Annotated in this window: 22 protein-coding genes and 2 pseudogenes; 14 read left to right on the top strand and 10 right to left on the bottom strand. The window is 28.3% G+C overall.

Features of this window, described 5'->3' with window-relative positions; translation table 11 throughout:
* Positions 1–215: 215 nt before the first annotated feature.
* From AVBRAN12654_RS04920 to AVBRAN12654_RS04940, 5 genes are all read left to right on the top strand, one after another.
* Complete coding sequence (locus AVBRAN12654_RS04920) at positions 216–1,460, top strand: citrate synthase (protein ID WP_214116418.1); 1,245 nt, start codon at positions 216–218, stop codon at positions 1,458–1,460.
* Positions 1,461–1,628: 168 nt separating this feature from the next.
* Positions 1,629–2,180 carry a DUF507 family protein gene (locus AVBRAN12654_RS04925; protein WP_214116410.1) on the top strand — a complete coding sequence of 184 codons (552 nt, stop codon included), beginning with the start codon at positions 1,629–1,631 and terminating at the stop codon, positions 2,178–2,180.
* Between the two features lie 20 nt (positions 2,181–2,200).
* Positions 2,201–2,803, top strand: coding sequence for a sulfite exporter TauE/SafE family protein (locus AVBRAN12654_RS04930; RefSeq protein ID WP_336606939.1), 603 nt, complete (start codon positions 2,201–2,203; stop codon positions 2,801–2,803).
* 2 nt (positions 2,804–2,805) lie between these two features.
* Complete coding sequence (locus AVBRAN12654_RS04935; RefSeq protein WP_336614040.1) at positions 2,806–3,999, top strand: PAS domain-containing sensor histidine kinase; 1,194 nt, start codon at positions 2,806–2,808, stop codon at positions 3,997–3,999.
* Positions 3,993–4,637, top strand: a complete 645-nt coding sequence (locus tag AVBRAN12654_RS04940) for a response regulator transcription factor (protein ID WP_214116405.1) — start codon at positions 3,993–3,995, stop codon at positions 4,635–4,637. Before AVBRAN12654_RS04935 ends, AVBRAN12654_RS04940 begins: the two co-directional genes overlap by 7 nt.
* Here the strand turns inward: AVBRAN12654_RS04940 and AVBRAN12654_RS04945 are convergent.
* The 4 genes from AVBRAN12654_RS04945 to AVBRAN12654_RS04960 are packed head-to-tail and all read right to left on the bottom strand — an operon-like array spanning position 4,632 to position 8,129.
* Positions 4,632–5,096, bottom strand: coding sequence for a hypothetical protein (locus tag AVBRAN12654_RS04945; protein ID WP_214149903.1), 465 nt, complete (start codon positions 5,094–5,096; stop codon positions 4,632–4,634). The two genes, AVBRAN12654_RS04940 and AVBRAN12654_RS04945, sit on opposite strands and share 6 nt — an antisense overlap.
* Positions 5,097–5,099: 3 nt before the next feature.
* The gene (locus AVBRAN12654_RS04950) at positions 5,100–5,555 is read right to left on the bottom strand and encodes a molybdopterin synthase catalytic subunit (RefSeq protein WP_214149902.1); all 456 of its coding nucleotides are present in this window, start codon (positions 5,553–5,555) and stop codon (positions 5,100–5,102) included.
* Positions 5,556–5,557: 2 nt separating this feature from the next.
* Positions 5,558–5,779, bottom strand: coding sequence for a MoaD/ThiS family protein (locus tag AVBRAN12654_RS04955; protein ID WP_214116399.1), 222 nt, complete (start codon positions 5,777–5,779; stop codon positions 5,558–5,560).
* Positions 5,766–8,129 (bottom strand): putative bifunctional diguanylate cyclase/phosphodiesterase, encoded by a 2,364-nt coding sequence (locus tag AVBRAN12654_RS04960; protein ID WP_214116397.1) that lies wholly within the window; start codon positions 8,127–8,129, stop codon positions 5,766–5,768. The genes AVBRAN12654_RS04955 and AVBRAN12654_RS04960 overlap by 14 nt, the downstream gene beginning before the upstream one ends.
* A 70-nt stretch (positions 8,130–8,199) precedes the next feature.
* Between AVBRAN12654_RS04960 and nspC the strand changes: the two genes are divergently transcribed.
* The 7 genes and pseudogenes from nspC to AVBRAN12654_RS04995 all read left to right on the top strand — a co-directional run bounded on the left by nspC (position 8,200) and on the right by AVBRAN12654_RS04995 (position 13,386).
* Positions 8,200–9,360, top strand: coding sequence for a carboxynorspermidine decarboxylase (nspC, locus tag AVBRAN12654_RS04965; protein ID WP_336614041.1), 1,161 nt, complete (start codon positions 8,200–8,202; stop codon positions 9,358–9,360).
* Between the two features lie 117 nt (positions 9,361–9,477).
* Positions 9,478–10,296 (top strand): annotated as a pseudogene (locus tag AVBRAN12654_RS04970) (formate dehydrogenase subunit gamma); the annotation flags it as partial.
* The gene (locus AVBRAN12654_RS04975; protein ID WP_214116391.1) at positions 10,286–10,630 is read left to right on the top strand and encodes a winged helix-turn-helix domain-containing protein; all 345 of its coding nucleotides are present in this window, start codon (positions 10,286–10,288) and stop codon (positions 10,628–10,630) included. The pseudogene AVBRAN12654_RS04970 and the gene AVBRAN12654_RS04975, both read left to right, overlap by 11 nt.
* Positions 10,630–11,175, top strand: coding sequence for a sulfurtransferase-like selenium metabolism protein YedF (yedF, locus tag AVBRAN12654_RS04980; protein WP_214116389.1), 546 nt, complete (start codon positions 10,630–10,632; stop codon positions 11,173–11,175). Before AVBRAN12654_RS04975 ends, yedF begins: the two co-directional genes overlap by 1 nt.
* A gap of 44 nt (positions 11,176–11,219) precedes the next feature.
* A pseudogene (gene selD, locus AVBRAN12654_RS04985) lies at positions 11,220–12,191 on the top strand (selenide, water dikinase SelD); the annotation flags it as partial.
* A gap of 723 nt (positions 12,192–12,914) precedes the next feature.
* On the top strand, positions 12,915–13,184 hold the full coding sequence (locus tag AVBRAN12654_RS04990; protein ID WP_336614042.1) for a hypothetical protein: 270 nt from the start codon (positions 12,915–12,917) through the stop codon (positions 13,182–13,184).
* 10 nt (positions 13,185–13,194) lie between these two features.
* Positions 13,195–13,386 carry a hypothetical protein gene (locus tag AVBRAN12654_RS04995; protein WP_336614043.1) on the top strand — a complete coding sequence of 64 codons (192 nt, stop codon included), beginning with the start codon at positions 13,195–13,197 and terminating at the stop codon, positions 13,384–13,386.
* 31 nt (positions 13,387–13,417) lie between these two features.
* Here the strand turns inward: AVBRAN12654_RS04995 and AVBRAN12654_RS05000 are convergent, their stop codons facing one another.
* The 3 genes from AVBRAN12654_RS05000 to dcd form a co-directional block, all read right to left on the bottom strand.
* Entirely contained in the window at positions 13,418–16,006 is a 2,589-nt protein-coding gene (locus AVBRAN12654_RS05000; protein ID WP_214116383.1) for a molybdopterin-dependent oxidoreductase, read from the bottom strand.
* Between the two features lie 10 nt (positions 16,007–16,016).
* On the bottom strand, positions 16,017–16,583 hold the full coding sequence (locus tag AVBRAN12654_RS05005; RefSeq protein ID WP_336614044.1) for a cytochrome C: 567 nt from the start codon (positions 16,581–16,583) through the stop codon (positions 16,017–16,019).
* Between the two features lie 220 nt (positions 16,584–16,803).
* Positions 16,804–17,364, bottom strand: coding sequence for a dCTP deaminase (dcd, locus tag AVBRAN12654_RS05010; RefSeq protein WP_214116378.1), 561 nt, complete (start codon positions 17,362–17,364; stop codon positions 16,804–16,806).
* A gap of 97 nt (positions 17,365–17,461) precedes the next feature.
* On the opposite strand from dcd, the gene AVBRAN12654_RS05015 reads away from it, so the two are divergent.
* Positions 17,462–17,884 carry a TOBE domain-containing protein gene (locus AVBRAN12654_RS05015; protein ID WP_214116375.1) on the top strand — a complete coding sequence of 141 codons (423 nt, stop codon included), beginning with the start codon at positions 17,462–17,464 and terminating at the stop codon, positions 17,882–17,884.
* Positions 17,885–17,887: 3 nt separating this feature from the next.
* Complete coding sequence (locus AVBRAN12654_RS05020; RefSeq protein ID WP_336614045.1) at positions 17,888–18,673, top strand: hypothetical protein; 786 nt, start codon at positions 17,888–17,890, stop codon at positions 18,671–18,673.
* 3 nt (positions 18,674–18,676) lie between these two features.
* Here the strand turns inward: AVBRAN12654_RS05020 and rpsR are convergent, their stop codons facing one another.
* From rpsR to rpsF, 3 genes are read right to left on the bottom strand one after another with little or no spacing between them, the layout of a single operon-like run.
* Positions 18,677–18,937 (bottom strand): 30S ribosomal protein S18, encoded by a 261-nt coding sequence (gene rpsR, locus AVBRAN12654_RS05025; RefSeq protein WP_214116366.1) that lies wholly within the window; start codon positions 18,935–18,937, stop codon positions 18,677–18,679.
* Between the two features lie 10 nt (positions 18,938–18,947).
* Positions 18,948–19,472 (bottom strand): single-stranded DNA-binding protein, encoded by a 525-nt coding sequence (ssb, locus tag AVBRAN12654_RS05030; RefSeq protein ID WP_214116364.1) that lies wholly within the window; start codon positions 19,470–19,472, stop codon positions 18,948–18,950.
* Positions 19,473–19,482: 10 nt separating this feature from the next.
* Positions 19,483–19,866: a 30S ribosomal protein S6 gene (rpsF, locus tag AVBRAN12654_RS05035; protein WP_214116362.1), complete on the bottom strand. Its 384-nt coding sequence runs from the start codon at positions 19,864–19,866 to the stop codon at positions 19,483–19,485.
* Positions 19,867–19,898 lie beyond the last annotated feature (32 nt).

Genomic DNA, 19,898 nt, shown 5'->3' on the forward strand with positions numbered 1-19,898 from the left:
AATTGCAACTTTAGGAATGAAATTAAACTTAATTGATAATTCTTTTTATTTAGCTTTGGTTTTATCATCTTTAATTGAAGCTGTCATATTTATGTGGGCTATTCCTAAAATTTCGTTACTTATTGAAACACATAAGCAAAAATCTAAGTAAGTTTTTTACAATATTTCACAAATTCCTTTTAAAATATACATAACTATTAAAAAAGGAGTTAAAAATGGAAAAAGCAAAATTAATTTACGATGGTAAAGAATTTGAATTTGATGTATTAAGTGGAACTAGAGGTGCAAAATCAATTGATTTTTCGTCTTTATATTCAAAAACAGGTGCATTTTCTTATGATGAAGGATTAACTAGTACTGCAACTTGTAAATCAAGTATTACTTATATAGATGGAGAAGCAGGAGAATTAAGGCATCGTGGTTATTCTATTGAATGGCTAGCAGAAAATAAAACTTTTTTAGATGTAGTGCATTTATTATTACATAAAGAATTACCAAGTCCTGAAAGATTAGAAGCGTTTAGATACGAGCTTAAAAAAAGAAGCTTTATTCACGAAGGTATGCATAAATTATTTGACGCTTTCCCTGACAATGCTCATCCTATGGCAGTTATGCAAGCAGCAGTTGCAGCACTTTCAACATTTTATCCTGACCATTTAAATATGGATAAGCACGAAGATTATATGGAAATGGCAGCCAGAATCGTAGCAAAAATACCAACAATAGCCGCTAGTGCGTATCGCTATAAAAATGGCTTTCCTATGGCATATCCTAATCTTGATCGTGGATTTACCGAAAACTTTTTATATATGCTAAGAACCTATCCATACGAGCATGTAAATCTAAGACCTATTGAGGTAAAAGCACTAGATACGGTTTTAATGCTTCATGCTGATCACGAACAAAATGCAAGCACAAGTGTAGTGCGTTCAGTCGGTAGCACTCACGCTCACCCATATAGCTGTATTAGTTCAGCAATTGGTGCATTGTGGGGGCATGCACACGGGGGTGCTAATGAAGGTGTGATTAGAATGCTTGAGACAATTGGCACACCTGATAGAGTTGATGAGTTTATTAAAAGAGCAAAAGATAAGAATGATCCATTTAGACTAATGGGCTTTGGACATAGAGTTTATAAAAACTTTGACCCTAGAGCAAAAGTTCTTAAAAAACTAAGAGACCAATTAATTAGTGAAATTGGAATTGATGCAAACTTTGTAAAAGTTGCAACTAGAATTGAAGAAATCGCATTAAATGATGAGTATTTTGTAAGCCGTGGATTATATCCGAATGTTGATTTTCATAGCGGCTTAATCTTAAAAGCTCTAGGAATTCCAAATGAAATGTTTGCGGTATTATTCGTAGTAGGTAGAATTCCTGGCTGGATTTCACAACTAATTGAGCAAAAAGAAAGCCCGTTAAAAATAGTTCGCCCAAGACAAATTTATATAGGCGATTAAAAGAATTTGAATTCGGAATTTCCGAATTCAAATCAATGCTTCAAAACTCTTAAAAAGCTTAATATTAAGGCATTTTAAAAATTATCAAAAGTTAAAAATTAATTATTATTGTTATATTCATTTTTACTAATATATTTTATAATGAAGAAAAATAAAAAAGGATTAAAAATGCGTATTAGACAACCACATATTCCTTATGTTTCAAATAAAATTTCAATAGATTTATTAAACTCAAAATTTGTAAAATTAGTAAATGGTTTAGAGCCAGTTAAAGAAGTAGTTTCAAAAATTATTACAGCCTTAGTATTAAAAGAAAAATCACTTGATGAAAAGGTAAATGAGATTTTAGCAGAGCAAGAAAGCCAAATGGATTTAATGCAAGTTGATAGAAAAAATATGTTTTGGTTACTTAAGAAAAAACTAGCAGATGAATATAAAATCCAAATGAATTATGAAGATAGATATAATGCCTTATCTCACGCTATTTTGGACGCTTTGGTTGATGAAGATTTAATCAATTTTAATGTATCAGAAAATAGAGTAAAAAATGTGATTTATTCAAGTATGATTGAATACTTAAAAACTTATGAAGATATTGAAGACCTAGTATTTGATAAAATTAATAATTACAAAAGAAAAATCGTTCCTGGTAGCGAAGAATACGATTTAATTTACGAAAAGCTTTATGAAGAAGAGCTTAAAAAAAGGAAGATGTTATAAACAATCTTCTTAGCACTTTTGTGCTAGGACTAGGTCTTAGTCTTACTCATTGTTTTTTTATGTGTGGTGGGATAATTCTTTTATTCAACCACAAAAAGAGTAATTTTTTTGATATTTTTATATATCATTTTAGTAGAATTTGTGCTTATATTTTAATAGGTCTTATAGCTTATTTTTTAGGTTATTTTTTAAATTCTTTAAACTTACAAGTATTTTTATATTTTATCTTAGGTGCTTTTTGCGTTGTTTTAGGATTTGCTTTGATTGTTAAAGGACAACTACTAGCTTTTATAGAAAATCAATTCATATATAAAAAAATAATGGTATTTTTAAACAATAAAAAAACTTCAAAATATAAAGGCTTTATATTTGGCTTTTTAAATGGATTTTTTCCTTGTGGTTTAGTATATTTTTTCGTAGCAAAATCAATGATTGCAAAAAGCGTTAATGAAGCTTGGCTTAATATGTTAATTTTTGGGCTTAGCACTCTTCCTGCTATGCTTTTAGGCTCCATATTTATAAATAAAATTAGAAAAATTAAAAATATTCAATATTTATTTTTTGCTTTAATTATTGTTTATGGATTTTATTTGTGCTTTTTAGCACTTAAATTAAGTAGGTAAAAATGTATAGATTAAATGAATATAAAAATGCGATTGAAAACACAAATATAGTTTCAAAAACAGATATAAATGGGATTATTACCTTTGTAAATGAAGAATTTTGCAATCTTTGTGGCTTTAGCGAAGATGAACTACTAGGACAAAATCACAATATTATCCGCCACCCTGATACGCCTAAGAGTGCTTTTAAAAAATTATGGGACACTATTTTAGCTGGGCGTGTTCATAAAGGAGTGGTTAAGAATAAAAAGAAAAATGGGGATTTTTTCTACGCACAAACAACGATAATTCCAATTTTTGATGAAGATGGAACAATATTTGAATTTATAGCTATTAGACACGATGTTACTAAACTTTTTACCTTAAATGAAGAGCTTGTTGCAACTAAACAAAAGCTAATGCAATTAAATGAGAATTTAGAACAAGTCGTAGCTCAAAAGACAAATTCTTTAAAAATACTCAATGAGAATTTAGAAAAGAAAATAGAAGACGCAATAGCAATCAATAATGCTCAACAAAAAATAATATTTCAACAAAATCGCCAAGTTATCTTAGGACAAATGTTAGAAAATATAGCTCATCAATGGAGACAACCTTTAAATGAATTATCTTTAGCTATTTATTTATTACATAACGAAAAAAAAGATAAACATTATAAATTATGTCAAAAATTAATCCAAAATATGAGCCAAACTATTAATGATTTTAGAGATTTTATTAATCCTAATACGCCTTTAGAAAAGCATAATTTAATTAAAGTAATTAAGCATAGTTTATACATAAGCTATCAAGCATTGAAAAAAAATAATATAAAAACTACATTTGATATTCGTGCTAAAAAATGCTGTTTGTTATGTAATTTTAATGAATTAGTGCAAGTTCTTGTAAATATTATAAACAATGCTAAAGATGCTTTTTTAGAACAAGAACTAGATGATAAAATACTACATTTTAAAGTATTTAAAGAAAAAAAGAATTTGATTTTGCAAATTAGCGATAATGCAGGGGCAATTCCTTCTAACATAATAGAGCATATATTTGACCCATATTTTACAACTAAACATAAAAAACAAGGCGTAGGACTTGGGCTTTACATTTGTAAGCAAATTTTAAATAAAATAAATGCAGATATAAGATGTTTTAACAAGGGCAATTGTGCATATTTTGAACTTATTTTTAAAGGAGAAGAATGTTAAGTTTATTAATTGTTGAAGATGAGAAAAATATAGCTCATCTAATGGGAGATATTTTAGCACCTTTGTTTTATGAAGTGCATTACGCTCAAGATGGCTTAAGTGGATTAAATAAATTTAAAAAACTTCGTCCTGATATTGTAATTTGTGATGTTTTAATGCCGCTAAAAGATGGTTTAAGCCTTGCAAAAAGCATTAAAGACCTAAGCCCAAATACGCCTATTATAGTAATTTCAGCTCATAGTGATAAAGAAAAATTACTAAAAGCTATTGATGTTAATGTGAATAAGTATTTAATCAAACCTGTAATTCCAGAAGAATTAATCGCAAGTGTAAAAAGCCTGGTTTCAAATATGAGTAAAGTTACTAAAATAGGTGATTATACGATTGATTATATGAAATCAACTTTTAAAACATTAGAATTTGAAGTTGAACTTACAAAAAAAGAATTAACTTTATTAAAAGCCCTTAGTGAGCCTATAGGAAAAGTTGTAAGTCTTGATGAAATAAAAGAGATTTGCTGGGGCAAAAGCGATGTAAAAGATGGTTCTGTAAGAACATTTATAAAGCGTTTTAGAGATAAATTGGGTGTAAATATTATAAAAAATATTACTTCAACAGGTTATAAAATAGTTTTATAATATAGAATTATCGTATTTAATACCCATTCTAATAAATATAGTATTAGAATTGCTTATATTAACACTTACAGCTTCATCGCCCGGAGTGTCTTTGCCTATTAATAGCGATTTCACAGAATCATAACTTAATAATGTAGAACATAATTCCCCTGGTTTTTCAGTTTTTTTAACTATCAAAAAATCTCTAAAAGTGCTAAAGTGTAAGCATTTTTCAGATTTAACAAAAAACCACATATCCTTATCAAGCCCTACTTTAGTCATCAATGGAATATCTATAAAATTTTCATTATTAGAATAATATGTATCTACATCATTAATCAATGTAGCTAAGTTTCTGATTGATTTTGACATTTCTGCTTCATTTTTTGAATTATATACCTTAAGACCTAGTAAAATAAGTAACGCAAGTACCACAATACATACAATAATAATTTCTATTACTAATGCTTTTTTATTCATTACTTAATCTTCCTTGCTGCTTAAAAGACCTGCGTTAGGCAACTTAAAGCTTCTATCCTTTGCATAAATTCTTTGATTATTAATTAAATCGTATTTCCAAATAGGTGCATTTTGTTTAAAATCTTCAATAAACTTAGCAAATATATCTAAGCCGTTTTTTCTATGTGAGCTTGCAATCCCTGCAAAATAAGAGCATTCACCTACTAATACATCTCCTTTTGCATGTGCAAAAAATAATCTAATATTTAAATTCCTAGTTTTTTCACACCAATCATCAAACCATTTTTTTAAAATTGGCTCATATATATCAAAACTAAGACCGCTAATATTGCCTTCTGCTCTAATTATCCCGCTAAAACTTAAAAATGCTCCATAATTTAACTCTTTGCAAATTCCACAAAATTCACTATATAAAGCTTTTTCATCAAGAGCATTATTAAATATTTGAAATTCTTTCACGCTCAACCACCACAAACAGGAGGTAGTATGCTTACTACATCGTTATCTTTTAATGCAATATCTAAACTATCTATGAAATTATCATTTATAGCAATAGCACTAATCTCTAACCATTCTTTTAAATCTTCAATTTTCAATAACTCATTTTTTAATTCACGAACATTTTTTACATTTAATTCAATAGAATTTTTATTAATAGGTCCTAAAAAATTAATCTTTACCATTTTCATATACCTTTTCTAATAAAATATTTTCAGGAACAGGTCTGCTAAAATAATACCCTTGATACTCATCGCAACCTAAGTGTTTTAAGAAATTTAAAATCTCAATATTTTCTACACCTTCAGCTACAGAGCGTTTATTTAAAGATTTAATAACATTTACAATAAACTCAACCAATCTTCTATTTTTTTCATTAGTATCTATATTTTGTATAAAGCACTTATCAATCTTAACAACATCAAAATCTAAATCTTGGTCATTTAAATAAGATAAAGAACTATATCCTTTACCAAAATCGTCCATTGATAAACCTACATTAAGTTTTTTGATTTTATCAATAATAGCCTTACTTGTTGCATTTTCTATTGAAAAGCTTTCTGTGATTTCAAATTCAATTAATCTTGGCGGTATGCCTTGAATGTTTTTTTCTATTGTATGAACTATTCCTTCGCTTAAAAGCTGCTTGGTGCTTAGATTTATACTAAGTTTTAATTCAAGACCTTTTTCTAACCATCTTCTTTGAGCTTCACAAGCCATTTTAATAATTTCATTACCTAAAGTAATAATTAAATTACTTCTTTCGCAAATTCCTATAAATTGGTCTGGAAATATTAATTTATCTCCTTTTTGCCATCTAACAAGAGCTTCTGCTCCTATAATTTTGCCAGATTTTACATCTACTTTTGGCTGATAATATAATAAGAATTCTTTATTTACAATACCATTTCTTATATCTTGTTGTAGCTTTAAATTAGCTTCATTTTGTTTGCCAATTTCTGCCGTATAACCAAATATCCAATTATCTCCACTAGCTTTATCATTTTCTATTGCTAAATCAGCATTTCCTATACATTCGTGTAAATTCTTGCTATCTTTTGGATATATACTAAATCCAACTCTAGCATTAATTTTAAATGGCTCATATTCTATTAAATCATCATTTGAATTAATTTTAATGCTTCTTGCGGTTAGTTTTTGATGATATTTTTTAGCTAATGTAAAATAATCTTCATTTTTATCTACTTCAATTACTAATAAAAACTCATCAGCACTAACCCTAGCAAGGCATTCAAAAGTAGTTTTATTTTGTATAAATTTATATTTATCATATTTTATAAAGTCTAAGCTCTCAAAATGTTCATTATCGCCTGTTGCCATACCTTTTAAGGTTGTATAAAGTCTATAAGCTACGATTTTTAAAACTTCATCACCAAAACTTCTTCCATACATTGAGTTATAAATTCTGAAATTATCTATGTTAAAAAATAAAAATAATAATACCTTATTATCTTTTTTTACATAATTATCAAGGCTTTCAGTAACACTTATCATATTCATAAGACCGGTAATATTATCAATATACGCTTGTTTTTTGATATTCCCGTCTTTGGCTTGAATTTGTCTTATAAATCTAAGTAAAGCATAACTTAAAGTTCTAAATTCCTTAAATGCAAAATCACTATTTAATTGTTTATTCTTATTAAAATTAGATATATGTTTATTTAATGCTACATCAAAATGCTTAGTAGCTAATTCTATTTGCGCTCTTACTTCTTTCTTCTTTCTTATTATATATACCAAAATGCCTAAAAATCCAATTAATATAGAGCAACCTAAAAACGCGCCTTGTATTAATGCCGATTCAAATCTTTTACTTTTTACTTCTTCTAAAGCTTCTTTTAATACATCGCTTTTAACGGTAAATTCTAAAGCCAACCACCAATTTTTATCATAGCAAGTGTAAGCTTCATTTTCATATACACAATACCATCTTTCATTACCTAAAAAATTAAAATTATCATCTAATCTTTTTGCATTAAAATAAGAAAGTTGAGCATTGTGAAGATTTTTAATATTATTTAATGCTACTACCCTTTGAGTTTCTTCATATTTTTTAGGATTTAAAGTAACTCTTAATATTTTTTTATTATCTAATTCCACATACCTAGCGTAGTAATAATAAGTCGGGTCAATTCCATCAAAAACGTCAATATCAATAGGATAACCCATATTTGCTTTTAAAAATTCTAAAGCTTTTTGTTTATCTTCGTGAGTGTTTAAATAATTTAATGCGAAATTGTAAGCACTATCTACAAATTCTTTGGCACTATCGTCTAAATATGAAAATTCTGCATCTAAATATTTTTTAATATTTTTAAGTTCTTCTTTGATATATTTATTTGATGATAAATTGATTTGTTCGTTATATTCTTGTTCTAGGCTATTTACTTCTTCCGTATAACTTGATTTAATAACAAATATTCCAACGCTAAAAATTAACGCAAAAAATATTATTGAATAAAGAGTTAAACTCTTTATTGATTCTTCTAAAATTGACTTTCTTTCTTTCATAAAATACCTAATATATGATAAATTTAATATGATATTATAGCAAAATTATTAATACCGAAAGGAAATTGTAATGAAATATATTGAAAATAATATTAAAACACCAGCTTACATTTGCTACGAAAGCAAACTAAAAAATAACCTTGAAATCTTTAAAAAAATTCAAGAAGAAAGTGGAGTTAAAGTCTTATTAGCTTTAAAAGGATTTGCATTTAGTGCTGCTATGCCTTTAATTAAAAATTACTTAAAAGGTTGCACTTGCAGTGGATTATGGGAAGCAAAATTTGCTAAAGAATTTGTAGATAAAGAAATCCACACTTACGCACCAGCATTTAGTAATGATGATTTAGAAGAAATATTAAATCTTAGTCATCATATAGTGATTAATTCATTGAATGAATATAAAAAAGTTATAAATCATAAAAATTATAAAAATCAATCTTTAGGAATTCGCTGTAATTTAGAGTTTTCAGTAGCTCCAAAAGAAATTTATAATCCTTGCGGCAAATTCTCAAGGCTTGGCATTAAAGCAAAGGATTTATTAGATAGCGAAATAATAGTTGATGGGCTACATTTTCACGCTTTATGCGAAGAGAGTTTTGAGAGTTTAGAAAAAGTCTTTAAAGTATTTGAAGATAATTTCTTAAAACCATATCTAACAAAACACCCATTAAAATGGATTAATTTTGGTGGCGGTCATCATATCACAAAAAAAGGCTATAAAGTAGAAGAATTAATTCAATTCTTAAAAGCTATTAAATCAAAATATAATCTTGAAATATACCTTGAACCAGGAGAAGCTATTGGTTGGCAAACGGGGGATTTAATAGCTAGTGTTTTAGATATTGTTGAAAATGAGAAAAAAATAGCAATTTTAGATATTTGTGCTGAAGCTCATATGCCTGATACTATCATTATGCCTTACACTAGCGAAGTAAAAAATGCAAAAATCCTAGCAAGTCGTGATGAATTAGCAAAAACACAAAGCACTAAAAATAGCTATCTTTTAACAGGTAATTCTTGCCTTGCAGGAGATATTATGGGAGAATATGAGTTTAATCAAGAACTAAATATAGGAGATAAGATAATATTTTGCGACCAAATACATTACACAATAGTAAAAAATACAACTTTTAACGGAGTAAAATTACCAAGTTTAATTTATGTTGGTGAAGATGGTAGCATTAAAAGTCAAAAAGAATTTAATTTTAATGACTATTCAAGGAGAAATTAAAAATATTTTGATATAAATTAAAGAATAAAATCATTTTAGGAAGATATTATGAAAAAGTTTTTTGTATTAGCATTTTTATTTACCTGTTTAAATGCTAGTGATTTAACAACTACAGGAAGAGTTACTAATATTACTAGCTATGAATTAGGAGAAATTTGGACAATATTAGCATCAAGTTATATTGCTTCACTTGCTTTAATTGTCTTAATTGCAGTGCTTTGTGCGTTTTCATTACATTATATGGTAATAGGACCTAAAACATTTAGTCACGAAGGCAAAAAAATATATGCCTTTTCATTATTTGAGCGTGGTTTTCATTTCATTGCTGCACTTGCTTGGATTATATTAATTCCAACAGGCTTAATTATTATGAATGGTCATTATTTTGGTGGTGGAGTATTTGTTAGACTTTGCAAAAATCTTCACGGAGTTGCTACTATTTTATTTTTTATCTCAATTATTCCTATGTTTTTTTGTTGGATTAAAAGAATGTTACCTGCTAGTTATGATATAAAATGGCTTATGATAGTAGGTGGATATTTAAGCAAGGTTAAAAGACCTGTTCCGGCGGGAAAATATAATTTCGGTCAAAAAATGTGGTATTACATAGCCGTTTTTGGTGGAGCTATTATGATAATTACTGGTGCGTTTATGTTCTTTTTAGATTTTCAAAGCGAATTTTTACAAAATATGTTAGGAATTAGTCATATTAATATTTTAAGACTTAGTGCAATAGTTCATAATATCTTAGGCATTGTTTGTGCTGCTATGTTTTTCGTGCATTTATATATGGCTGTATTTGCTATCAAAGGCTCAATTCACGCAATGATAACAGGATATAAAGAAGAAGAAGAAGTATATATTTTGCATTCTTATTGGTATAAAGAACTTACAAAAAATGGAAAAATAACACCGAGTTATAGCTATGAAAAATAAAACACCTAAAATCAAATTCTGGTTAGAAGAAGACGGCGAAATTTTTGGAAAAGGTAATTATGAGATATTAAAAGCCATAGAAAAATTTGGCTCAATTAATGAGAGCTCAAAACAACTTCATATGAGTTATAAAAAGGCTTGGACTAAGAAAACTAGCACAGAAAAATTTTTAGGTGGAGATATATTTATTAGCAAAAAAGGAGCTAGTAAAGATAGCGGAACTATTCTTAGCCCTAAGGCTTTAGAATTTATGAAAAATTATGAATTATTAGAAAAAGAATTAGAAGAATTTTTAGAAAAAAGATTTAACGAACTATTTAAAAAGGAAGAATAATGAAACTAGATTTTAGCGGCAAGGCTTGTCCGATACCTGTAATTGAAACAAAAAAAACATTAATTAATTTAGCAATTAATGATGAGTTAGAAATAATAGTTGATAACGAAGCAGCAAAAGAAAATATCCAAAGATTGCTTAAGAATTTAAATCAAGAATTTGAGCTTAATGGATTTTGCTTTAAATTAAGAAAAAGCGAAATAAAAAGCTCAAAAGATGAAACAAAACAACAAGAAGGAATATTCTTAAAATCTTTAAAAGTTGGCGAAGGCGAATTAGGAGCAATGCTTTTAATTGGATTTTTAACTGCCGTAAAAGAAAGAAAAATTCAAAAAGTTGTATTAATAAACGAAGCAGTTTTTATAGCTTGTGATGATACTCATCCAGCATTTAATGCTTTAAAAGCTTTAAGTGATGATGGAGTTGATATTTTATGTTGTGCGAATTGCTTAAATTATTTTCAAGTTAGTCCAAAAATTGGTAGAAGTTCAAACGCAGTTGAGATAATAGATACTTTATTTGAAACAAAAATGGTAAATCTATGAAACTTACTCAATTTAGCAAGCACGCAGGTTGAGGAGCTAAGCTAAGTCAGGCTGACTTACACAATGCTTTAGCTAATATTAAACCTAGCGAATTTGTATTAAGCTCAACTACTAGTAATGAAGATGCTTGTGTTATTGATTATCCTAAGGTAATTTCTACTAATTTAGAAGATTTTGCCTTAGTTCAAACACTTGATTTTATTACCCCAATCGTAAATGATGCTTATGATTACGCTGTAATTGCTGCGGCTAATTCATTAAGCGATATTTTTGCAATGGGCGCAAAAGTTATGAGTGCTATGAATATAGTTGCATTTAGCGAATGCTTATCTCAAGATATTTTAAAACAAATGATAGCAGGGCTTAATGATACTATTAATTTAGCGGGTGGATTTTGTGCTGGTGGGCATACTTTAAATTCTAGTGAAGTATTTTTAGGGCTTAGCGTTACTGGTTATGTTAAAAAAGATAGTTTTTTAAGCAATAATAAGTCCTTAGAAAATGATGTTTTAATAGCTACAAAACCACTAGGAACAAGTCTTAACGCTATGGCTATTAAAGCTAATTTAAACGATGATTTTAGCGAATGTATAAATGGTATGAAAAGCCTAAATAATAAAGCTTTAGAACTTTTAAATGGCATAAAAATCAATGCTTGCACTGATATTACAGGCTTTGGACTTATTGGGCATTTGAGCGAAATGCTAAATGATAAAATATCAATTGAAATCAATTCTGATGCGATAAAGTATTATAAAAACACTTTAAATTACGCTAATTTAGGGCTTTTTGGAGCAGCTAGTTATACAAACAAAAATAGTTTAAAAGGACTTGTAAAATCATTTATTGAAGATGATTTACTTTTATATTCTCCAGAAACAAGTGGTGGATTAATCCTTAGCATTAGCGAAAAAGATACTCAAAAAGCTTTAGATATTTTACAAAATGCAAACATAAACGCCTACGCCTTTGCTAGAGTTGTAAAGAAAAACGATAATAGAATTTGTATTTTTTAATAAATCAGTTTTCTAAAAATATTTATCATACATTAACTTAAAAAAAAAGGGGGGGGGTATAATTATTATCTAATTACAAATAAGTAGATATAATGAAAAAACCCTTGCTATTTTAGTTGCATTAGTTTTTAGTGCTTGTAATGATTTTAAATTAAGTAATTTAAACCCTATGGAGCTTTTGTCAAACCCTGATTTAATAAGCAATCAAACAAAATTGTATAAAAGATAAAGATGCAAATTCTTGTATTAAAGTCGCTGATGAATTAGCTAAAAATTCAAATTCTAAAGAAAACTTAGATAAAATAAAACAACTATATAATCTTGCGTGTTCATTCGGCTCAAAAGAGGGTTGTGTTAAATTAAATAATTATTAAAAAGGGGAAAATCCCCTTAACTATGCTTTCATAAATTCATTAAATACTATGAGTTTTTAATATTCAAATTTAAATTTGTAATTATTAATTTTAAGGAATTTAAAACGTAGTAATATAAAAAATTTATCTCATATTTATCGCACAGACTTCTTTATAAAAAAATGCTAATCAACCCACTTGCTTAGCAAAACCACTAAAAAGAATGACAAATCTTGAGTGAATTTTTTACTCTTTGATTGTTAGCTTAAATATAGCCATCAAGATAACAATTACATACCAAGTGGTTAATCACTATAAAAACTTTTCAACAAGCTAATTAAATAATTTCAATCTAAATCAAGGGAAGATTATGAAATTAATAGAAATTTCTAGTGATGAGTTTTTTAATTTCGCAAAAGATATGCAAAATACTTTTCAAATAAGTCTTAGAGATAAAACTGATGAAAATGTAATCACCATCGATGAGATTTTCAAATCTTTAGAGAATAAAAATGCTAAAAATTTTTATGTATATGACAATGGTGTAAAAATAGGTGGAGTATGCCTTTTAATAGATAAAAATACCCAACATAATAATCTTTATTTGTTTTATATACTTGAAGAATTTCATAGGTTTTAAAACTTGGCAAATGGTGGAAAAAACTTTTCCTAAAACTAAAGTTTGGACTACAACCACACCTTATTTTGAAATAAGAAATATCCATTTTTATGTTAATAAATGTGGTTTTAAAATAGTTAAATTATCAAATTTATCCGATAAATTTAATGATATTGAAGAATTAGAATGGTTTTTTGATTTTGAAAAAATAATGAATAATTAAAATTAAATTCTAGGGGCAAATGCCCCTAATATTATGCTTTTACAGGTTCAGTGAATACTACGATTTCAGGTTTTTCGCCTTCAAATTTTTTGATATTTACTAAAGCTGTATGAGAGATATTTCCGTTTGCAAGTTCGCTTGTTGGAATATCTATTGTTAGCACATTCGCACATCCGTATTTGCAATCATTATTATCATCAGGGTCATACCAGCCACCTTCTTGTAACACTACTACGCCTTTTAATACATCATTGCTTACAACTGCTCCTGCAATCACTTTACCACGAGCATTGAAAACCTCAACTAAATCTCCATTTTTAATACCTTTAGCCTTAGCATCTTCGCTATTGATTAAAATAGGCTCGTGTCCATTTACAGCATAAGTTTCTCTTAAACTTGTGTGGCATAGTTGTGAATGTAAGCGGCTCGTTGGATGCGGGCTAATCATATGAAATTCTGCGCTCTTTTCTTTCATACCAAGCCATTCAATTGGTTCAAACCACATAGGATGAGCTTTACAATCTTTATAGTTCATTTTTTCAATAGTTTCACTATAAATCTCAATTAAACCACTCGGAGTTCCTAATGGATTTAAGATAGGGTCTTCTACAAAGTCTTTAAATCTAACGAACTCATAAGCATCTTGAGAAGCTTCAAATTTCAATGCTTTATTGTTTTCCCAAAACTCTTTAAATTCAGGCATTTCTACGCTTGTGCTTTTCTTAGCAGCGTTATAGTATTTTTCTATCATTTGCTCTGGAGTTTGATTTTCTGTATAAGCATTTACTAATTTTGTAGCTAACATTGCTGCATCTTTTTCACTTGCACCCTTGCTAATCGCACAAAGAGTTCCATAAACTTTAGCAAGTTCAACAAAGATTTGCATATCATCTTTACTCTCTTCAACTGGCATAACAGCAGCTTTCATAGGAACTATATGCATATTAGAATAATCCCCACTCATAGAAATATCATTTCTTTCATATTGGCTAGTTGTAGGTAATAATATATCAGCCATTCTAGCAGTTGGAGTCCAGTAAATCTCATTTACTACAACGGTTTTTAGCTTTTGCCAAGCTTTTTTTAGAGTTTTTAAATCTTGATGATGAACGAATGGGTTACCACCTACCCAATAAACAAAATCTATATCACTATAAGTAATTTTTTTGCCATTGTGGTCTATTGTTTTACCTGGGTTTAATAGCATATCAGCAATTCTTGCTACAGGAATTTCATTATCACTTGTCTTTGATAACCACTCAGGTAGATTTTCGCCTGCACCACTATTTCCAGGTATAAATTTACCATTTTTATCAAATGTTCCTTGTTTAACGCCTTTAAACACGCCTTTATCCCAAAGACCATTCATACTAGCGTTAATTCCGCCTACTATTGGAGCATTAGTTGTAGCAACACCACCATTTGAATAATGATAGCTTAAACCAAATCCGCCACCATCTTTACCAATATGACCTAGCATTGCACATAAAGTTACAAGCATCCAATGAGGTTGCTCTCCGTGATGAGCTCTTTGCATACCCCAACCACTCATTACTAAACTTAGATTTTCTCTTAATTCCTTAGCTAAATTCTCAATTACACTTGCTTTAATTCCGCAAATATTTTCAGCCCATTTGCTATCTTTTTTAACGCCATCAGTTTTACCCATTAAATAATCACTAAATTTATCAAATCCTATTGTGTAATTCTCCATAAATTCAGCATCATAAAGCTTATTATCAATTAAATATGTAGCCATACCCATCATCATTGCCACATCAGTATTTGGGCGTGGAGCTAACCACTCGCCTTTACCTTCAAAGAATTTAACAGTTGAACTAGCTCTTGGGTCTATGCAAATTACTTTTATTTTGCTTTCTTTAATTTTTTCCATATATGCACGACCTTCGCCATCAGTTACAGTCCAAGCAATTTTTAAAGTATCAATAGGATTTGCACCCCAAATAACTATGACTTTTGTATTTTCTAATACTAAATCCAAGTTAGTTTGTTGCTCATAAACTTCAATAGAACCAACAACATGAGGCATAATAACCTGTGATGCACCAGTAGAATAATCTCCTAATGAGCCTACAAATCCGCCCGTTAAGTTCATAAATCTATGAAGTAATATTCTTGAATTATGCACATTTCCGCTTGATTTCCAGCCATAGCTACCTGCAAAAATCCCATTAGCTCCTTTTTCATCATAAGTTCTTTTTAAACTTTCTGCAACTAATTTTAAAGCTTTATCCCAGCTTACCCTAACCCACTCATCTTTACCACGAAGTTCAGGTTTATTATCTAGTGGATTTTCTAAGAAACTTTTTCTAACATAAGGATATTTAACACGATTAGCATATACTAAATCAGGTGTGTAGTGCTGTAAATCATTTTTTAAATTCTTAGTTTGATTTGCATCAAATGGCTCACTTTTTACTACCTTACCATCTTTTATAGTAAGTTTTAAAATACCCCAATGTGCACCCGTTACAACTTCGCCATTTTTTACTAAACCACTAGCAACTGCTTTACTTTCAGCTCCTAATACATTTATAGGTGCAAAACTCATAGCACCAACTGCAGCTGAACCTTTTAAAAAACTTCTTCTATTTAGCATAATGTCTCCTTTATTTCATATCTTTTGCGTGTTTTTGTAGATATTGCACCACTAATTGTCTATCAGCTTTATCAATTCCTGTTCTTGTTTCCATTGCCTTAAATGTAGCTGGCCATTGATTTGCATTAAATTCACTAACAGTATGAAGTGGATGACAAATGCCACAATTTTCTTCAAACATAGCTTTACCTTTTTCAAAAAGTGGTTTTGCTGATTTTTCTAAATCCACTAGCTCATCTTTTTTAGCAAATACTTTAATACTAGCTAATTTAAAACCATTTTTTAATTCTTTTTCAACTTTAAAATCTACTTTAGCATTTTTACCAAATGCTGCTACTAAAATTCTATTTTTGTCATTAAAATATAAAATATTACCTTGATTAGGATTGTAATATCCTTTAATTTTAAGTTCAGCTAAATCGCCGTCTTTTACTATCTCAAAAGCATTAGTTGGAAGTAGTTTTCCTTCTGCTTTTTTCGCATCTACTGAAGTGTAAAGATTAATAATTTTACCGCTAAATTGCTCTGCAGCAAATACTGAAGCCGCTAAAGCACAGCTTAAAAAAATCTTTTTCATAAATCTCCTTAAAATAAAATTAATTTTTAAAACTTGTTAAAAATTATAAAATTATTGCACTAAATAGTAAATAATTTTTATTCATAAAATATTTTATTGAATATTTAATTTGCCTTAGATTAAGGTGCTTGCTAAGAATAATTTTAGAATGCAAATATTATTTGGAATAATAATAAAACTTAAGAATTTGAAAAATCACTTTCAAATTCTTGAAGATAAATTACTTTAAAACTTTTGGAAGAGTTATGCCTGTTTGATTTTGATATTTACCTTTTTTATCAGCATAAGAAGTAATGCAAGGCTCATCACCTTGTAAAAATAACACTTGAGCTATACCTTCATTTGCATATATTTTTGCAGGTAGTGGAGTGGTGTTGCTAATTTCTATTGTAATATGACCGCAAAATCCAGGCTCAAAAGGTGTGACATTTACAATAATTCCACATCTTGCATATGTGCTTTTACCAAGACAAATTGCTAATACATCTCTTGGCATTTTAAAATATTCAACCGTTCTTGCAAGTGCAAATGAATTCGCAGGAACAATACACTCATCACCTACGAAATCAACTACATTTTTATCATTAAAATCCTTAGGGTCAATCATAGTGCTATTTACATTTGTAAATATTTTAAACTCACGCCCAACACGAATATCATACCCATAACTAGAAAGTCCATAGCTAACCACATTTTTACCTACATTCTCTTCACAAAATGGAGTTATCATTTCGTGTTTTAATGCCATTTCTTTTATCCAAGCATCACTTTTTAGTCCCATTCATATCCTTTTTATGATTTTTAACTATTATACATTTAATTTTTAATATAGGTTTTATTTTATTATTAGATGAAATTTATGAATTTAAAGGAAGATTATGTTAAGTGCAAGAAATATATTAAAAATACAAATAACTAAAGTTGAAAGTTCGCCTATTATTTCATTAGTTACTGCAAAATTAGAAAACAATAAAACAATCAAATCTTTAATAACTACAGAAAGTGTAGATGATTTAAATCTAAAAATAAATGATAATGCTATAGCAGTATTTAAAGCAAATTCTGTAATTGTTAGCAAAAACGAATGTGCTACTCGTTTAAGTAGTGCAAATGAACTAAATGGCAAAATCGTAAGTATAAAAAATGGTTCGGTATATAGCATAATAGAAATTAATTGTAATGGAATTTTAATTACAGCTAGCATAACCAATGATAGTGCAAATAAGATGGATTTAAATATAAGTGATAATGTAAATGTTTTAATAAAAGCGAGTGATATTTTAATAGGAATTAAAGAATAAAATATGAAAATATTTTTAAGCTGGCTAATAAGTGAGATTAAATCAAATGAAAAATCTTTCATAGCTTTTTCTTTTTCTACTAAAAAATTAAATATTTATTATTATTTATTTTTTGCTTTATACTTGCTTATAAAACCTGATAATATTACTAAAATGTTTCGTGTATTTATAAATGAAAAAGCAGTATATGATGATATATTTTTATTAATTCCTTTTGCAGGACTTCAGATTATTTCTTTTGTGATATTTATCCCATCTTTTATAGTGGTTTTATTTAGCTTATTAATTGATAAAGATAAAATCAATCTTGCTTGTGAATTAGAAGATTTTTTCAAGGCTTTGTTTTATGCGTTTATATTTGTATTTTGCATATTTTGTGCCTTAAGTTTTATTAGTCAATCTAATGAACTTTTCTTTATTTGTTTAATGGCATTTGTATTTATATCTATATTATTATTTATAATTGCTAAAGATAATTTATATTATTTTTTTAGCATTATTTTATATCTTACTTGCTCGTTACTTCTTTATGAGCTCATAGATATTTTTTATATTTTAGTTTCTTTTTTGATTTTACTTATAATTTCAATTTATATAAGGCTTAGAAGTATTTATTTATTTTTATTATCAATGCCTTTGATACTTCATTATTTTATAGAATTTGCACATAGTTATTTTGCAAGCAGTAAAGGTGTGATAAATGCTTTAAGTGAGTTGTTTATTACTTTGGCTATATTTATTTTGATTTTTGCATATGATAAAAGAATTAGGCTAGAAAATCTAGCCTAAGAATTATAGACCTTCAAACGGATTTGTAACTACGTTTTTGCGGTCGCATACATAAGGAATTAAAGCAACTGCTCTTGCTCTTTTAATAGCTAGCTCAACCATTTCTTGGTGTTTTTTGCTTGTTCCTGTTAATCTTCTTGGCATTATTTTAAAACGCTCTGATAATGCGTGTTTTAATAATGCTGTATCTTTATAATCAATAAAATCAACTTTTGCTTCTGTAAATTTGCAATATTTTCTTGAATACTTTCTTTTTTCTGCCATAATTTATCCTTTAAAATGGTATCTCTGCATCATCTGCCGAGTTATAATTATAATTATTTCTTTCTTCAGCAAAATTATTTTGTCTTTGATAATTCTGCTCTTCTCTTGCATAATTATTTTGTTGATAATTATTTTGAGTAGGTCTATTGTAGTTATTATTTGCTTGATAATTGTTTCTAGGAGCATTATTATTTTGCATTTCATCAGGTTTGTTGTCTAACATTTCCATATTTTCAACTACAAGTTGAATTTTTGAACGATTTTGATTGGTTGCTGTATCTACCCAAGTTTGTTGTTGTAAATAGCCTTCAACCATTAGTTTTGAACCTTTTCTTAAATATTGCCCTACAATTTCTGCTAATCTAGCATAAAACACTACATCTATAAATAAAGTTTCTTCTATTCTTTCGCCTGTGTTTGAGCTTCTATATCTACTAACAGCCATTGCATTATTTACTACCGCACTACCTGTTGTACTAATAGTTTTTATTTCTACATCTCTTACCAAACGACCTATTAGAATAACCTTATTCATATCTTATCCTTTATTCTGCTGGAGTTTCAGCCTTAGTTTCTTTTTTGCTTTCTTTTTTACCTAATCTTTTGCCTTGAGAAAGTATTTCCCACGCAGCGATTTCGCGTCTGTTTTCGTATTTAACTATTAAAAATCTAATTACATCTTCAGTGATTTTTAAAACACGCTCAAGTTCTTTAATTAATGAACCTGGAGCTTTAAAATATATTACATAATATACGCCACGCTCATATTTATCAATTTGGTAAGCTAATTTTCTAGTACCCATTTCAATAGTATTTGCAATTTCAGCACCATTTTTTACTAGAGTTTCTTTAACAAACTCAACTCTTGCTTTTAATTCTTCATCAGTTAGCGTTGGCTTTGCGATGAATAAAACCTCATAATGTCTCATGATTCTCCTTTTGGATATTAAGCCTAGATTTA

The sequence above is a fragment of the Campylobacter sp. RM12654 genome (assembly GCF_020137585.1).
GTDB lineage: Bacteria > Campylobacterota > Campylobacteria > Campylobacterales > Campylobacteraceae > Campylobacter_E.

Bases quoted from the DNA above. Each gene is read 5' to 3' on its own strand.
- AVBRAN12654_RS04920 (WP_214116418.1), top strand. From the start codon at position 216: ATGGAAAAAGCAAAATTAATTTACGATGGTAAAGAATTTGAATTTGAT.
- AVBRAN12654_RS04925 (WP_214116410.1), top strand. From the start codon at position 1,629: ATGCGTATTAGACAACCACATATTCCTTATGTTTCAAATAAAATTTCA.
- AVBRAN12654_RS04935 (WP_336614040.1), top strand. From the start codon at position 2,806: ATGTATAGATTAAATGAATATAAAAATGCGATTGAAAACACAAATATA.
- AVBRAN12654_RS04940 (WP_214116405.1), top strand. From the start codon at position 3,993: ATGTTAAGTTTATTAATTGTTGAAGATGAGAAAAATATAGCTCATCTA.
- AVBRAN12654_RS04945 (WP_214149903.1), bottom strand. From the start codon at position 5,096: ATGAATAAAAAAGCATTAGTAATAGAAATTATTATTGTATGTATTGTG.
- AVBRAN12654_RS04955 (WP_214116399.1), bottom strand. From the start codon at position 5,779: ATGGTAAAGATTAATTTTTTAGGACCTATTAATAAAAATTCTATTGAA.
- AVBRAN12654_RS04960 (WP_214116397.1), bottom strand. From the start codon at position 8,129: ATGAAAGAAAGAAAGTCAATTTTAGAAGAATCAATAAAGAGTTTAACT.
- nspC (WP_336614041.1), top strand. From the start codon at position 8,200: ATGAAATATATTGAAAATAATATTAAAACACCAGCTTACATTTGCTAC.
- AVBRAN12654_RS04975 (WP_214116391.1), top strand. From the start codon at position 10,286: ATGAAAAATAAAACACCTAAAATCAAATTCTGGTTAGAAGAAGACGGC.
- yedF (WP_214116389.1), top strand. From the start codon at position 10,630: ATGAAACTAGATTTTAGCGGCAAGGCTTGTCCGATACCTGTAATTGAA.
- AVBRAN12654_RS04990 (WP_336614042.1), top strand. From the start codon at position 12,915: ATGAAATTAATAGAAATTTCTAGTGATGAGTTTTTTAATTTCGCAAAA.
- AVBRAN12654_RS04995 (WP_336614043.1), top strand. From the start codon at position 13,195: ATGGTGGAAAAAACTTTTCCTAAAACTAAAGTTTGGACTACAACCACA.
- AVBRAN12654_RS05000 (WP_214116383.1), bottom strand. From the start codon at position 16,006: ATGCTAAATAGAAGAAGTTTTTTAAAAGGTTCAGCTGCAGTTGGTGCT.
- AVBRAN12654_RS05005 (WP_336614044.1), bottom strand. From the start codon at position 16,583: ATGAAAAAGATTTTTTTAAGCTGTGCTTTAGCGGCTTCAGTATTTGCT.
- dcd (WP_214116378.1), bottom strand. From the start codon at position 17,364: ATGGGACTAAAAAGTGATGCTTGGATAAAAGAAATGGCATTAAAACAC.
- AVBRAN12654_RS05015 (WP_214116375.1), top strand. From the start codon at position 17,462: ATGTTAAGTGCAAGAAATATATTAAAAATACAAATAACTAAAGTTGAA.
- AVBRAN12654_RS05020 (WP_336614045.1), top strand. From the start codon at position 17,888: ATGAAAATATTTTTAAGCTGGCTAATAAGTGAGATTAAATCAAATGAA.
- rpsR (WP_214116366.1), bottom strand. From the start codon at position 18,937: ATGGCAGAAAAAAGAAAGTATTCAAGAAAATATTGCAAATTTACAGAA.
- ssb (WP_214116364.1), bottom strand. From the start codon at position 19,472: ATGAATAAGGTTATTCTAATAGGTCGTTTGGTAAGAGATGTAGAAATA.
- rpsF (WP_214116362.1), bottom strand. From the start codon at position 19,866: ATGAGACATTATGAGGTTTTATTCATCGCAAAGCCAACGCTAACTGAT.